At 70.6% G+C, this 14,110-nt stretch carries 13 protein-coding genes, 2 tRNA genes and 1 pseudogene; 8 read left to right on the top strand and 8 right to left on the bottom strand.

Features of this window, described 5'->3' with window-relative positions; genetic code table 11:
• Positions 1-17 precede the first annotated feature (17 nt).
• The 5 genes and pseudogenes from ACF061_RS35450 to ACF061_RS35430 all read right to left on the bottom strand — a co-directional run bounded on the left by ACF061_RS35450 (position 18) and on the right by ACF061_RS35430 (position 1,888).
• Positions 18-694: pseudogene (locus ACF061_RS35450) on the bottom strand (LuxR C-terminal-related transcriptional regulator).
• Positions 588-914 (bottom strand): hypothetical protein, encoded by a 327-nt coding sequence (locus tag ACF061_RS35445; RefSeq protein WP_392271126.1) that lies wholly within the window; start codon positions 912-914, stop codon positions 588-590. The pseudogene ACF061_RS35450 and the gene ACF061_RS35445 overlap by 107 nt, the downstream one beginning before the upstream one ends.
• Positions 915-1,138: 224 nt before the next feature.
• Positions 1,139-1,211 (bottom strand) — tRNA-Gly (locus ACF061_RS35440).
• Positions 1,212-1,292: 81 nt separating this feature from the next.
• Positions 1,293-1,364 (bottom strand) — tRNA-Gly (locus ACF061_RS35435).
• A gap of 206 nt (positions 1,365-1,570) precedes the next feature.
• Positions 1,571-1,888 carry an Lsr2 family protein gene (locus tag ACF061_RS35430; RefSeq protein ID WP_392271125.1) on the bottom strand — a complete coding sequence of 106 codons (318 nt, stop codon included), beginning with the start codon at positions 1,886-1,888 and terminating at the stop codon, positions 1,571-1,573.
• A 366-nt stretch (positions 1,889-2,254) separates the two neighbouring features.
• Here ACF061_RS35430 and purS point away from each other — a divergent pair, with 366 nt between their 5' ends.
• The 6 genes from purS to purM all read left to right on the top strand — a co-directional run bounded on the left by purS (position 2,255) and on the right by purM (position 9,539).
• Complete coding sequence (gene purS / locus ACF061_RS35425) at positions 2,255-2,527, top strand: phosphoribosylformylglycinamidine synthase subunit PurS (protein WP_392271124.1); 273 nt, start codon at positions 2,255-2,257, stop codon at positions 2,525-2,527.
• A complete protein-coding gene (gene purQ / locus ACF061_RS35420) occupies positions 2,524-3,204 on the top strand; it encodes a phosphoribosylformylglycinamidine synthase subunit PurQ (protein ID WP_392271123.1) in 681 nt (226 codons plus the stop codon). Before purS ends, purQ begins: the two co-directional genes overlap by 4 nt.
• Positions 3,201-5,459, top strand: coding sequence for a phosphoribosylformylglycinamidine synthase subunit PurL (purL, locus tag ACF061_RS35415; protein WP_392271122.1), 2,259 nt, complete (start codon positions 3,201-3,203; stop codon positions 5,457-5,459). The genes purQ and purL overlap by 4 nt, the downstream gene beginning before the upstream one ends.
• 293 nt (positions 5,460-5,752) lie before the next feature.
• Complete coding sequence (locus ACF061_RS35410) at positions 5,753-6,550, top strand: sterol carrier family protein (protein WP_392271121.1); 798 nt, start codon at positions 5,753-5,755, stop codon at positions 6,548-6,550.
• A gap of 309 nt (positions 6,551-6,859) precedes the next feature.
• A complete protein-coding gene (gene purF / locus ACF061_RS35405; protein ID WP_392271120.1) occupies positions 6,860-8,389 on the top strand; it encodes an amidophosphoribosyltransferase in 1,530 nt (509 codons plus the stop codon).
• A 43-nt stretch (positions 8,390-8,432) separates the two neighbouring features.
• Entirely contained in the window at positions 8,433-9,539 is a 1,107-nt protein-coding gene (purM, locus tag ACF061_RS35400; protein ID WP_392271119.1) for a phosphoribosylformylglycinamidine cyclo-ligase, read from the top strand.
• A gap of 124 nt (positions 9,540-9,663) precedes the next feature.
• Here the strand turns inward: purM and ACF061_RS35395 are convergent, their stop codons facing one another.
• Positions 9,664-9,918 (bottom strand): DUF3073 domain-containing protein, encoded by a 255-nt coding sequence (locus ACF061_RS35395; RefSeq protein ID WP_392271118.1) that lies wholly within the window; start codon positions 9,916-9,918, stop codon positions 9,664-9,666.
• 330 nt (positions 9,919-10,248) lie between these two features.
• Positions 10,249-11,337, bottom strand: a complete 1,089-nt coding sequence (locus ACF061_RS35390) for a Leu/Phe/Val dehydrogenase (RefSeq protein WP_392271117.1) — start codon at positions 11,335-11,337, stop codon at positions 10,249-10,251.
• 233 nt (positions 11,338-11,570) lie between these two features.
• On the opposite strand from ACF061_RS35390, the gene ACF061_RS35385 reads away from it, so the two are divergent.
• Together ACF061_RS35385 and bldC are read left to right on the top strand one after the other, a co-directional pair.
• Positions 11,571-12,443 carry a hypothetical protein gene (locus ACF061_RS35385; RefSeq protein WP_392271116.1) on the top strand — a complete coding sequence of 291 codons (873 nt, stop codon included), beginning with the start codon at positions 11,571-11,573 and terminating at the stop codon, positions 12,441-12,443.
• Between the two features lie 531 nt (positions 12,444-12,974).
• Complete coding sequence (bldC, locus tag ACF061_RS35380; protein ID WP_003949541.1) at positions 12,975-13,181, top strand: developmental transcriptional regulator BldC; 207 nt, start codon at positions 12,975-12,977, stop codon at positions 13,179-13,181.
• Positions 13,182-13,655: 474 nt separating this feature from the next.
• Here bldC and ACF061_RS35375 read toward each other — a convergent pair whose 3' ends face one another.
• Entirely contained in the window at positions 13,656-13,871 is a 216-nt protein-coding gene (locus ACF061_RS35375; RefSeq protein ID WP_392271115.1) for a DUF6274 family protein, read from the bottom strand.
• Positions 13,872-14,110 lie beyond the last annotated feature (239 nt).

Here is a 14,110-nt window from a genome sequence, read left to right as displayed (position 1 = left end):
CCGTGGCGCGAGAGCCACTATACCCAACCTCGTCCCCGTGCGAGGCACACCGCCGCATGCCGATTTTCCGCGCCAGCTCGGTCACGGCCGAAGACAGGTAGTTCCGTACGGTTCCGGCGGTGAGCGCGGCCCGCTCGGCGGTCTCCGTGACGGGCGCTCCGTCGGCGCCGAGCTCCAGCACCTCGGCCTCGCGCGCGGTGAGCGGAGAGCCGTCGGCAAGGATGGCGTCGGCGGCCAACTCCGGTTCGCCGTAGTGGTGTCCGGCGTGCACGGCACGGACGATCTCGGTGATCCGCTGGGCGCTGAGGGTCTTCGGGACCAGCCCGTGCCCCCGGTCGCCGGCGCGCTTCGGATGCCCGGGCCGACCGTGGCCGGTCACGATCAGCACCCGGCGCCCCGGCGACTCGGCCCGCTGAGATGTGGCCGCCTTCACACCGTCCGCGCCGGGCGTCCGGACCCCCGGGGTCCATCCGGTCCGCCGCCAGGTGTCCCGGTGGCCTTCGGTGTCCGGCCCGGTCGTCGGCACGTCCAGGAGCAGCACCTCGGGATCGCCGGGCAGCGTGAGCGCCAGGTCCGGGCGTCGCCGCTCACCGCCGGACAGCTGCTCGACCCGTACGTCCGCGCGGCGGTCGAGGCCGACCGGTGCGAGCGTCTCCTGGACCGGGCGTGTCCGGCTCACGCGGCCCGACCGCATCCGAGCGGTCTCGGCGACGGTCGGCTCGGGCGGGAAGCCGCCTTCCTGGAGCATCACAACCGGTGCGCGGTCGCACGACGGCACGCTCCGCGCACGGATCGTGCCCCAGCACCCGTACCCGGTCCGAGGCCGACGTCGCCGACCCCTCCAGGAGTTGGACCGTCGAGGTCTTTCCGGCGCCGTTGGTGCCCAACGGTGCGGAGAACTCGCCGTGTTTCACGTGAAACGTGATGCCGCGACGGCCTTGAGTCCGCCCCGTCCACGCGCCACAGGCCGGTGACCCCAATCACGTGTTCGTGTTCGCTGATGTCCATGACCCCAGCGCTCCGGCCGTCCGGGCGGAGCGGCAGTGCGCGGTGTCATTGATCGTTATGACAAATGCCGGCGGATGGCCACCGTAGACACGAAAAGACCCCGGTCCATTGGACCGGGGTCTTTTTCCCGAGCGGACGACGAGGCTCGAACTCGCGACCTCAACCTTGGCAAGGTTGCGCTCTACCAACTGAGCTACGTCCGCATTGCGTCCGACCGGCTCCCACCGATCGGTACGAACACCAGCCTACCTGATCCACAAGAGTGGTCGGGACCGGCGGTGCAGAGCGGGTGACAGGAATCGCACACTGCGCCTTCCCCCTGGAAGGGGGATGTTCTGCTACTGAACTACACCCGCATGTACTCCGTGGGTCTTGGCCATTCGGCCTCGCCCCTCGGCGTGCTCCAGACATTAGCTGATCAGCAGGGGGGTAGCGCAAGTCGGTTCTCCGCAGGGCCCGCTGACGGGCCCTGGGCTCGTTCCTGGGCTGCCCGGAGTCGGCGTCGGCCCTCCGACGCCGACACCCTGGGCCCGACCCCGACCCTGAGCACCGGCGCCGCCCGTCACTGGGCCGCGCTGAACGCCTCGTAGACCTTCTTGGGGATGCGGCCGCGCGCCGGCACGTCCATCCGGTTGGCCTGCGCCCAGGCGCGCACGGCCGCGGGATCGGGCGCCACCTCGGTCTGCCGGTACGCCTTGCCCGACCTCGACCGCTTGCGGCCCGCCTCCACGTACGGCTCGAGCGCCTTACGCAGTTTCTTGGCATTGGCTTGGTTCAGGTCGATCTCGTAGAACTTGCCGTCGAGTCCGAAGGCGATCGTTTCCGCCGCTTCCGAGCCGTCGATGTCGTCAAAGAGAGTGACCACGACACGCTGCGCCACGAATATCGGTCCCTTCGTGCGACACCTCTGCGTCCCAGCTGCTCCGGCATGCCCTGTCGGACGTGCGGAGATGTTCGCCAGATGTCGGCTGTCCGCCTGTTATCGGGAAAAGTATCGGCTGTTGCCAATTCATTTGTACAGTGCCGGGCATTGCCAAGTGAAGCCCCGACTAAATCTGCCCGCGTGTCCCGGGGCAATACTGGATCAGGCACGGAACACGGAACTTTCCCAGAACTTTTCACAAAGTCCGTGCTTCCTGGGGCGTCCGTGACCGGCGTCACGTACTTTCCTACCAATCTACTCGCGTAGAAATTTTGTGCGGGTAGTCTGAAGGAACCTGCTCAGCACCACACACCGGGAGTGCCAGTGGCACGCGTCGTAGTCGACGTCATGCTCAAGCCGGAGATCCTCGACCCCCAGGGCCAGGCGGTGCAGCGCGCACTGCCGCGCCTGGGTTTCGAAGGCATCTCCGACGTACGTCAGGGAAAGCGATTCGAACTGGAAGTGGACGGGCCCGTCGACGAGGCCGCGCTCGCCCGCATTCACGATCTTGCCGAATCCTTCCTCGCCAACACCGTGATCGAGGACTTCACCGTCAAGGTCGAGGCCGACGACGTGGTCGCGGGGGCCGCGAAGTGACCGCTCGTATCGGCGTCGTCACTTTCCCGGGCAGCCTCGACGACCGGGACACCCAGCGCGCGATCCGCCTCGCGGGCGCCGAGCCGGTCGCCCTCTGGCACAAGGACAAGGACCTCAAGCAGGTCGACGCGGTCGTCCTGCCCGGCGGCTTCTCCTACGGCGACTACCTGCGGGCCGGCGCCATCTCCCGCTTCTCGCCGGTGATGGACACCGTCATCGACCAGGCCAGGGCCGGCCTGCCGGTCCTCGGCATCTGCAACGGCTTCCAGGTCCTCACCGAGGCCCACCTTCTGCCGGGCGCGATGCTCGGCAACGACCACCTCCACTTCGTCTGCCGCGACCAGAAGCTCCGGGTCGAGAACGCGGAGACCGCCTGGACCAGCGACTACACCGCCGGCCAGGAGATCCGCATCCCGCTGAAGAACATGGACGGCCGGTACGTCGCCGACGAGTACACGCTCGACAAGCTGGAGGCGGAGGGCCGGGTCGCCTTCCGCTACCTCGACGTCAACCCCAACGGCAGCCTCCGCGACATCGCCGGCATCACCAACGAGGCCGGGAACGTCGTGGGCCTCATGCCGCATCCCGAGCACGCCACCGAGCCGCTGATCGGCACCGGCCGCACCGACGGCCTGCCGTTCTTCACCTCGATCCTGAAGAAGCTGGTCAACGCATGAGCAGGACGCCTCTGGACACGGTCGAGCACGCGGCCGCGACCCCCGACGTCGAGCTGCCCTGGGCCGAACTCGGCCTGAAGAAGGACGAGTACGAGCGGGTCGTGGAGATCCTGGGCCGCCGCCCGACCGGCGCCGAGCTCGCCATGTACTCCGTGATGTGGTCCGAGCACTGCTCGTACAAGTCCTCCAAGGTCCACCTCCGCCAGTTCGGCGAGAAGGCCCCCGAGAACGACGCCATGCTCGTCGGCATCGGCGAGAACGCCGGTGTCGTGGACGTCGGCCAGGGCTACGCCGTCACCTTCAAGGTGGAGTCGCACAACCACCCGTCCTACGTCGAGCCCTACCAGGGCGCGGCGACCGGCGTCGGCGGCATCGTCCGCGACATCATCGCGATGGGCGCGCGCCCGGTCGCGGTCGTCGACCCGCTGCGCTTCGGCGCGGCCGACCACCCCGACACCAAGCGCGTCCTGCCGGGCGTGGTCGCGGGCATCGGCGGCTACGGCAACTGCCTGGGCCTGCCCAACATCGGTGGCGAGGTCGTCTTCGACGCCTGCTACCAGGGCAACCCGCTGGTCAACGCCGGCTGCATCGGTGTGATGCGGCACGAGGACATCCACCTCGCCAAGGCATCCGGCGCGGGCAACAAGGTCATCCTGTACGGCGCCCGGACCGGCGGCGACGGCATCGGCGGCGCGTCGATCCTGGCGAGCGAGACCTTCGACGACGCCAAGCCGTCCAAGCGCCCCGCCGTCCAGGTCGGCGACCCCTTCCAGGAGAAACTCCTCATCGAGTGCACCCTGGAGGCCTTCGCCGAGAAGCTGGTCGTCGGCATCCAGGACCTCGGCGCGGCCGGTCTGTCCTGCGCCACCTCCGAGCTGGCCTCCAACGGTTCCGGCGGCATGCGCGTCACCCTGGACGACGTCCCCCTGCGCGACTCCACGCTCTCGCCCGAGGAGATCCTCATGAGCGAGTCGCAGGAGCGCATGTGCGCCGTCGTCGAGCCGGAGAAGGTCGACCGCTTCCTGGAGATCTGCGAGAAGTGGGACGTCATCGCCACCGTCATCGGTGAGGTGACCGACGGCGACCGTCTGGAGATCTACTGGCACGGCGGCAAGATCGTCGACGTCGACCCGCGCACGGTCGCGCACGAGGGTCCGGTCTACGAGCGCCCGTACGCCCGTCCGGAATGGCAGGACGCCCTCCAGGCCGACGACGCGAACGAGCTGCCCCGGCCGCAGTCGGCGGAGGAGCTGAAGGCGCAGATCCTCAAGCTGGTGGCGTCCCCGAACCAGGCGTCCAAGAAGTGGATCACCCAGCAGTACGACCACTTCGTGCAGGGCAACACCGTCCTGGCCATGCCCGAGGACTCCGGCATGATCCGCATCGACGAGGAGACCGGCCTCGGCGTCGCCCTCGCCACGGACGGCAACGGCCGCTACGCCAAGCTCGACCCGTACACGGGCGCGCAGCTCGCGCTGGCGGAGGCGTACCGCAACGTCGCCACCACGGGCGCGAAGCCGCTGGCCGTCTCCGACTGCCTGAACTTCGGCTCGCCCGAGGACCCGGCGGTCATGTGGCAGTTCGCGGAGGCCGTGCGCGGTCTCGCCGACGGCTGTCAGCAGCTGGGCACCCCGGTGACCGGCGGCAACGTCTCGCTCTACAACCAGACGGGCGAGGCCGCCATCCACCCGACGCCGGTCGTCGCCGTCCTCGGCGTGATCGACGACGTGTCCCGCCGCACGCCGGTCGCCTTCCAGGAGGAGGGCCAGCTGCTCTACCTCCTCGGCGACACGCGGCCGGAGTTCGGCGGTTCGGCCTGGTCCCAGGTGGTCCACGACCACCTCGGCGGCCTGCCGCCCAAGGTCGACCTGGAGCGCGAGCGGCTCCTGGCCGAGATCCTCATCTCCGCCTCCCGCGACGGCATGATCGACTCCGCGCACGACCTGTCCGACGGCGGCCTGGTCCAGGCGGTCGTGGAGTCGGCGCTGCTGGGCGGCAAGGGCGCACGGCTGATCGTGCCGGACGGCTTGGACGCGTTCACCTTCCTGCTCTCCGAGTCGGCGGGCCGTGCGGTCGTCGCGGTGCCGCGCTCGGAGGAGGTCCGCTTCAACGACATGTGCGGCGCGCGGGGCCTGCCCGCCACCCGCATCGGTGTCGTGGACGGGGACTCGGTGGAGGTCCAGGGCGAGTTCGAGCTGAGCCTGGCCGAGCTGCGCGAAGCCCACGAGGGCACGATCCCGTCGCTGCTCGCCTGAGCGGACGCGACGACGCCGCAGGCCCCACCCGTCACCGGCGGGCGGGGCCTGCGCGGGCTGCCGCGGACCTCGACGCGGACCCGTGTCCGCGTGCCGAGCCCTGCCCTTTGGAGGGCGTGGGCGACGTCCTGCGCGCCCGTTTCGGCAGGACGTCGGCGACGTCCCGCGGAAACGGGCGGTGGCCGGCCCGGACCGTGGTCGTGTGGACGGGTGCGGTGGCCGTGGGGCGGCGCCTGCCGTCCGCGCGCGGGGCGGGCCTGGCGGTCTCGTCGTGAGGGCATAGGCTCACCGCCATGCCCCCGGCGAAGAAGCGCACCCGGACGTACGACCCCGCCAGGACCCGCACGGCGGTGCTCGCCCAGCTCGGCAACGTGCGGGAAGCCGTGCGCACGCTGACGCCCGGTCAACTCGCCCTGCCCACACGGCTGGGCGGCTGGACGGTGCGGGAACTGGCCGCGCACATCGGGATGGCCGTCACGGCCGTCGGCCGCTCGCTCGACCTGCCCGAGCCCGCGCGGCAGGACGCCGTGCTCCTCGACTGGCCGTTCGCCACCTCGGCCAGCTCCTCGGCCATCGACGACTTCACCCGGCGGCTCGCTGCCCGGAGCCCCGATCTCGACGCCTACCTCACGGAGGTCGAGCAGAGCCTCGTCCGGCAGCTCGAAGAGCACCCCGGCACCCGGTTGCTCGCCACCAACGCGGGCGCCCTGCCGCTCGCCGACTACCTCGTCACCCGCACCGTCGAACTCGTCGTCCACACCGACGACCTGAACGCCGCGGTGCCCGGCCTGGACGTCCCCCTCGACCGCCAGGCGCTCGCCGCCTGCACCCGGCTCCTGGCCGACGCGCTCGCGGTCAGGGCGCCCGGCGGATCGACCGAGGTGCGCGTCCCGCCGTACGCCGTCGTGCAGTGCGTGGAGGGCCCCCGGCACACCCGCGGCACCCCGCCGAACGTCGTCGAGACCGACCCGCTGACCTGGATCCGGCTGGCCACCGGACGGCTCGCGTGGAAGGACGCCGTGGCGGCGGCCGAGGTCCGCGCGAGCGGGGAACGCGCCGATCTCGGCGGCCTGCTGCCGCTGATGGCCTGACCGCCCGTGGCCCGGCCGATCAGGGCCCGACCGCCCGTGACCCGGGCCGGCTCGCGGGCGATGTCCGCCGCCGGGCCGGGTCCGCGCGGCGTACACCGCCCCGATCGTGTGCGACACCTCACTCACGTCCACCGCGGAAAGGGCTGTGGAAGCCCGACGACGGCCGGTCGCGCGCCCGACCGGATCCCCGTTTCATGGCTGTGAGCTGGGAAAACAGTGGTGGCTGGGTGATCGGGGCACAGGCGCCGTCCGGTCGCCTGGCCCATCCCCAATTCGGACCAGTGGTCGACCTCGCTTAGACTCGGTGGCGTGCCACGTGGTGACGGTCGACTCAATCACGATCTGCTCCCCGGTGAGAAAGGCCCCCAGGACGCGTGCGGCGTCTTCGGTGTCTGGGCTCCGGGCGAAGAGGTCGCAAAACTCACGTACTTCGGGCTCTACGCCCTCCAGCATCGGGGCCAGGAATCCGCGGGTATCGCGGTCAGCAACGGCTCCCAGATCCTCGTCTTCAAGGACATGGGCCTCGTTTCCCAGGTCTTCGACGAAACCTCGCTCGGTTCGCTCCAGGGTCACATCGCGGTCGGACACGCCCGCTACTCGACCACCGGCGCCTCCGTGTGGGAGAACGCCCAGCCGACGTTCCGGGCCACCGCGCACGGTTCCATCGCGCTCGGCCACAACGGAAACCTGGTCAACACCGCCCGGCTGGCCGAGATGGTCGCCGAGCTGCCCAAGGACAACAACGGCCGCTCCACCCGCGTAGCGGCCACCAACGACACCGACCTGCTCACGGCGCTGCTGGCCGCCCAGGTCGACGCCGACGGCAAGCCGCTGACCATCGAGCAGGCGGCCCACGCCGTCCTCCCGCAGGTCAAGGGCGCCTTCAGCCTCGTCTTCATGGACGAGCACACCCTGTACGCCGCCCGTGACCCGCAGGGCATCCGCCCGCTGGTCCTCGGCCGCCTGGAGCGCGGCTGGGTCGTCGCCTCCGAGAGCGCGGCGCTCGACATCTGCGGCGCCAGCTTCGTCCGCGAGATCGAGCCGGGCGAGTTCGTCGCGATCGACGAGAACGGACTGCGTACCTCCCGGTTCGCAGAAGCGAAGCCCAAGGGCTGTGTCTTCGAGTACGTCTACCTGGCTCGTCCGGACACCGACATCGCCGGCCGGAACGTCTATCTGTCCCGGGTCGAGATGGGCCGCCGCCTCGCGAAGGAGGCCCCCGTCGAGGCCGACCTGGTGATAGCGACCCCGGAGTCCGGCACCCCCGCGGCGATCGGCTACGCCGAGGCGTCCGGCATTCCGTTCGGCAGCGGCCTGGTGAAGAACGCCTATGTGGGCCGGACCTTCATCCAGCCCTCGCAGACCATCCGCCAGCTCGGTATCCGGCTGAAGCTGAACCCGCTGAAGGAAGTCATCAAGGGCAAGCGCCTGGTGGTGGTGGACGACTCGATCGTCCGCGGCAACACCCAGCGCGCCCTGGTCCGCATGCTCCGCGAGGCGGGCGCCGCCGAGGTCCACATCCGGATCTCCTCGCCGCCCGTGAAGTGGCCGTGCTTCTTCGGCATCGACTTCGCCACCCGCGCCGAGCTCATCGCCAACGGGATGACCATCGAGGAGATCGGCACCTCGCTCGGCGCCGACTCGCTGGCGTACATCTCCATCGACGGCATGATCGAGGCGACCACCATCGCCAAGCCGAACCTGTGCCGCGCCTGCTTCGACGGCGAGTACCCGATGGAGCTGCCCGACCCGGAGCTCCTCGGCAAGCAGCTGCTGGAGACCGAGCTGGCCGCCGGCCCCGCCGCCACGGCCGCTTCCGACGCGATCCGGCGTCCGTAGCCGCCCGTCAGCCCCCCTTCACCAACCCGAAAGATCCCAGGCAATGTCTGCTGTGTCAGATCAGTCGCGTCCCGCGACGGGCGCCACCGGTGCGTCCGGTGCCTCCTACGCGGCCGCCGGTGTCGACATCGAGGCGGGCGACCGCGCCGTCGAGCTGATGAAGGAGTGGGTGAAGAAGACCCGGCGCCCCGAGGTGCTGGGCGGCCTCGGCGGCTTCGCCGGTCTCTTCGACGCCTCCGCCCTCAAGCGCTACGAGCGCCCGCTGCTCGCCTCCGCCACCGACGGCGTCGGCACCAAGGTCGACATCGCCCGGCAGCTCGGCGTGTACGACACCATCGGCCACGACCTGGTCGCCATGGTCATGGACGACATCGTGGTGTGCGGCGCCGAGCCGCTGTTCATGACCGACTACATCTGCGTCGGCAAGGTGCACCCCGAGCGGGTCGCCGCCATCGTCAAGGGCATCGCCGAGGGCTGTGTGCTGGCCGGCTGCGCCCTGGTGGGCGGTGAGACGGCCGAACACCCCGGGCTGCTCGGTGCGGACGACTTCGACGTCGCCGGCGCCGGTACGGGCGTCGTGGAGGCCGACCGGCTGCTCGGCCCGGACCGCATCCGCACGGGTGACGCGGTGATCGCCATGGCGTCCTCCGGCCTTCACTCCAACGGGTACTCCCTGGTCCGCCATGTGCTGCTGAACCAGGCCGGCCTGTCACTGGACGCGCACGTCGAGGACTTCGGCCGCACCCTCGGCGAGGAGCTGCTGGAGCCGACCAAGATCTACTCGCTGGACTGCCTGGCGCTGACCCGCACCACCGACGTGCACGCCTTCAGCCACGTCACCGGCGGCGGGCTCGCCGCCAACCTGGCCCGGGTGATCCCGGACGGCCTGCACGCCGTGGTCGACCGCGCCACCTGGACCCCGGCCCCGGTCTTCGACCTCGTCGGCAGGACCGGCGACGTCGAGCGGCTGGAGCTGGAGAAGACCCTCAACATGGGCGTGGGCATGATCGCGATCGTCCCCGAGGAGTCGACCGACGCGGCCCTCGCCACCCTGGCCGACCGTGGGGTCGACGCCTGGGTGGCCGGTGAGATCACCGACCGGGGCGAGCACACCACCGGCGCGGCCCTGGTGGGCGACTACGCCGGCTGAGCCCTGTCCCGGACCGGGCCGCCACGGCGGCCCGGACACGGACCGTTACGGGGACGAGCACGCGGGCAGCACGGAACCCGGTCCGTGGAGGCCCACGGACCGGGCAGTGGTCGATGCAGCAAGGTCAGGCGCCGCGGCGACGCTGGTGAGAGGAGTTGTCGTCCTCTTCCTCGTCGTCGTCCTCATAGAGGTCGGCGTACCGTGCGTACAGGTCGTCGTCGTGCTCATCTTCCTCGAAATGGTCGCCGTTCGTCGGCGACGGATTCGACGTCGATGCGCCCAGCTCCTCGGCCAGGCGTGAGAGGTCAGTCCCACCGCTGTTGTACTTCAGCTGGCGGGCGACCTTCGTCTGCTTGGCCTTGGCCCGGCCGCGCCCCATGGCTCGACCCCCTCAACGACGGGGCTCGACGGCCCCAGAGTCTTGACACGCGTTCATGATCCGGCACGGGCTCTCCGCGGAGAGACCGGTCCGTAGGGCTTCCACGGTACCTGAGCCCACGCCCATACGGTACGTCGCCCGTAGGACGCGCGGGTGCCCAAGACCTTCGAGGCGCCCTGTCCTCGCTGGTCAATGGCGATTTTAACCACTTATTGGCGGGCGACCCGCCGGTCGACGTGAGAGTTGTCTCCAACCGCCCACCGGCAGGTACCGCTCAAATGTGCGGCGACACCGTGCGCGCGCACGGTCACCGTCCGCGCGCACGGGCGGTCATCTGCGCGCGTCCGACATCCGCTGCTCGGCGATCCGGTCGGCCGCCGCGGCCGGCGGGATCCCGTCTTCCTTCGCACGTGCGAAGATCGCGAGCGTGGTGTCGAAGATCTTCGCGGCCTTCGCCCGGCACCGGTCGAAGTCGAAGCCGTGCAGCTCGTCGGCGACCTGGATGACACCGCCGGCGTTCACCACGTAGTCCGGCGCGTAGAGGATCCCGCGGTCGGCGAGGTCCTTCTCCACGCCCGGGTGGGCGAGCTGGTTGTTGGCGGCGCCGCACACCACCTTGGCGGTCAGCACCGGCACGGAGTCGTCGTTCAGCGCGCCGCCGAGGGCGCAGGGCGCGTAGATGTCGAGCCCCGCCACCCGGATCAGGGCGTCGGTGTCGGCGACCTGGCCCACGGACGGGTGGGCGTCGACGACCCGCCGCACGGCCTCCGGCCGCACGTCCGTGATCACGACCTCCGCGCCCTCGTCCAGCAGGTGCCGCACCAGGTGGTGCCCGACCTTGCCCACGCCCGCGACGCCCACCTTGCGGCCGCGCAGGGTGGGGTCGCCCCACAGGTGCTGGGCGGAGGCCCGCATGCCCTGGTACACGCCGAAGGCGGTCAGCACGGAGGAGTCGCCCGCGCCGCCGTTCTCGGGGGAGCGGCCCGTCGTCCAGCGGCACTCGCGCGCCACGACGTCCATGTCGGCCACGTAGGTGCCGACGTCGCACGCGGTGACGTAGCGCCCGCCGAGCGAGGCCACCATGCGCCCGTAGGCGAGCAGCAGCTCCTCGGTCTTGATCTGCTCCGGGTCGCCGATGATCACGGCCTTGCCGCCGCCGTGGTCGAGCCCGGCCATGGCGTTCTTGTACGACATGCCGCGCGCGAGGTTCAGCGCGTCGGCGACGGCCTCCGCCTCGTTCGGGTACGGGTAGAAGCGGGTGCCGCCGAGCGCGGGGCCCAGGGCGGTGGAGTGGATGGCGATGACGGCCTTGAGGCCGCTGGCGCGGTCCTGACAGAGCACGACTTGCTCGTGGCCGCCCTGTTCCGAGCGGAACAGGGTCTGCAGTACGTCAGCAGGTGCGCCGGTTACGTCGGTCACGGTGGTGACTCCCAGGTAAGTAGCGGCGAGCGGGGACGGGCTTCCGTGAAGGTGGCGGATGCCGTGCCCAGGAGATTAGACCCTGACCCCGTGCGCCACGGGCGCAGTGGCCGGGATCACCCTCCCTAGGAGTACCTTCCCACCCCGGCGTGGGACGATTTGCAGTGGTTTTCCGTCCGTCCGGGCGCGAGCCGGTCGGGTTTCGGGCCCGGTCCGATGGGGAGGGAGCAGGCGTGCCCAAGGTGTCCTCCCTCGTCGTCCCGTACGCGGCCTACTTGCGCGTCTACGAGCCGCTGGCCGCCTTCCCGGAGCAGGAGCGCGGGTACTGGGCGCGCTACGCCCGCCGCCCCGACCGCCCCTCCTACCAGGACGAGCTGCGCCGGTCGCTGGCCGACCTGCTGCCCACCCCGCCGGTGCCGGTGCCGGTGCACGAGAGCCGGGAGGCGTTCGTGCTCGACGTGGACGGAGTGGTCTGCGTCTGCCCCTGGCGCACCCGGCTGCGCGGCTGGCAGGCCCTGGGCGATCTCGCCGAGGAGCTTCCGGCGGTGGTCCTGGACGCGGTGCTGCCCCCGGTCGTGCGGCGCCAGGCGGCACAGGACTACGAGCGCTGGCTCGCCCGCAACCCCGACGCCCGGCCCTGGATCCGCACGGCGACCTGGCAGGTGCCGCTGAACTGGTTCGTGCTGGTCGCCGACGAGGAGCGGGAGTACGTCAAGGGCGCCGGAACGGTCGCGGACGCCGGCGGGGACTTCGGCGACGGCGTGCCGTCGCTGCGCTACCGGACGCCGATGGTGCAGGCCCGGCGGCGGGTGGCGCGCGGGCTGCGGGCGCTGCGGGACGCCGTCGACGAGGGCCCGCTGATCGACGGCCTGGTGGACGTCGGCCGCTGGCTGGAGGAGTTCCACCCGCGCTCCCTGGTGGAGCTGGACTACGGGGGGCTGGTGCACGTGCTGCCGGCCGGCGACCTGGAGGGCGACCACTCGGCGGCGGACGTGGCCGAGGGGGTCGAGGCCCTGCGCCGGGGCGACGGGGCGGCCGCGGGCGAGGCCTACGGACGGCTCGTGGAGCGCTGGCGGGCGGTGCGAGACCGGCGGTCGGCGAACTGACGTCCGGCCAAGTGACCTGGGTCACGGCTCGAACACCCTCGAACGGCGTACGGTCGGGGTCATTTCACGGAGCTGACGGGTCGTAGGGCCCGATCCGGGCGATTGTCCCAAGGGTGACGGACCGCACTTACAAGGCCCTTGCCCCGGTTGCCACTCCTCGTGCCAAAATAGGACAAGGGGCCCGGAGACGGGCTCTTCCGCCCAACTATGCTCCGATGTGGGGGGAATCTCAGCATTGCACGCTTTGGGGGGTCTGGTGACTTCCTGATCACCCTGTGACTGATCGTCACAGTGGTGTGACTGTCCGCTATGGCATGGTCCATCGGCTTCCGTCGCTGATGAACACCTGGGAGGGCAATTCCATCGGTTTGGCCGACGCGGCTGGACAGATGGTGTAGTTGTAGTGCCGAGGACAAGCCGTTCGTCCTATAACCGACTCGACTCGCGTCCGCCATTTCGGGCAACGCGGGTCAAGGTGCAGAATTTAGAGGAAAGAACCGAGAAGGTTCGGTTCTCCCGAGGAGGCCGCTCATGACCGCTCGCACCCCTGATGCCGAGCCGCTGCTGACCCCGGCTGAGGTCGCCACCATGTTCCGCGTCGACCCGAAGACGGTCACGCGCTGGGCGAAGGCCGGCAAGCTCACGTCGATCCGCACGCTCGGCGGGCACCGCCGCTACCGCGAGGCCGAGGTCCGCGCTCTGCTCGCGGGCATCCCGCAGCAGCGCAGCGAGGCCTGAACAACTTCATAACCGGACAAAGCGGTCGCCCCCCAATCGACCGTCACGTCCGGAACCACAGCTCCAAGCGACGCGGGTCCTGCCCCAACAGGCCCCACGCCCAAGCCTTCAGAGCTCTTCAGGCAAGTGAACAGGGTGCGTCGTCGGTCGCGCTGGACTCCGCCGGGTCCAGCGCGATCTTTTTTGTGCGCCTGGCGTGGACTGCGGGGCGGCTCTGTGAGCGGCCTTGTCGGAGCCTGGGGAGGGGTGTCGGATCCTCTGTGGAGACCCTTGGGACTCAGTGCAATTGCACATATAAAATTGACCCCTTGTAGGAGGGGTGTAAGTACCGGACTTTCAAAAACTCATGCGGTGACACCCGTCACATGAACGGATGCTTGTTGAGTGCCGCGGTCGTGCGCTAGAGGAGGCTCCGCTTCCACCAGCCCAGCCGGGCACGGGAGTTCGGCCGCGGGGCGTCCGCTCGGAGGTGGTTCACGCGGTCGAGGGTTGCTGCTCGACCTCCAGGGCCTCCAGGGTGCCCAGCGTCGCCTCCGGGGCGTCCGTGGCGGCCCGGGGCGCGCTGTCCATCGCGAGGCGCAGCAGGTGGCGGCAGACGGGGCAGTGGCGCGTGCGGTGGCGGTACGACGAGGCGGCCGCCAGGTGGGCGCGGAGCAAGGCCGCCGTCTCGTGCCTGGCCGATGCCGCCATACGCCACCTCCAGCGGGCCGCACCCGAACGCTGCCCCGACTTCCGGGGTACCGGGGGAATGTGACTCCGTCAAGACACCGCGCGGCGCAGAGGGGTGCGGCGCGCCTCCGGGGCGGGCCGGCGTCCAGGAGCGGGCGGGCCCTCAAGGGGCGCGGTCTTGACGGGACTTGTCACGCCGCCCAACCGCGACGGGGCCGTCGGCGCCGACTCGGCCGCGACGGGGGGCGGAGAGGGGCGGG

The organism is Streptomyces sp. NPDC015220 (assembly GCF_043079345.1).
Lineage (GTDB): Bacteria > Actinomycetota > Actinomycetes > Streptomycetales > Streptomycetaceae > Streptomyces.
The sequence above is the reverse complement of the archived record's forward strand: the minus strand, read 5'-3'. Positions and strand labels throughout refer to the sequence as shown.

Excerpts from the sequence above, each read along its gene's own strand:
- purM (WP_392271119.1), top strand. The coding sequence starts at position 8,433 with ATGTCTGCTGTGTCAGATCAGTCGCGTCCCGCGACGGGCGCCACCGGT.
- bldC (WP_003949541.1), top strand. The coding sequence starts at position 12,975 with ATGACCGCTCGCACCCCTGATGCCGAGCCGCTGCTGACCCCGGCTGAG.
- ACF061_RS35410 (WP_392271121.1), top strand. The coding sequence starts at position 5,753 with ATGCCCCCGGCGAAGAAGCGCACCCGGACGTACGACCCCGCCAGGACC.
- ACF061_RS35375 (WP_392271115.1), bottom strand. The coding sequence starts at position 13,871 with ATGGCGGCATCGGCCAGGCACGAGACGGCGGCCTTGCTCCGCGCCCAC.
- purL (WP_392271122.1), top strand. The coding sequence starts at position 3,201 with ATGAGCAGGACGCCTCTGGACACGGTCGAGCACGCGGCCGCGACCCCC.
- ACF061_RS35395 (WP_392271118.1), bottom strand. The coding sequence starts at position 9,918 with ATGGGGCGCGGCCGGGCCAAGGCCAAGCAGACGAAGGTCGCCCGCCAG.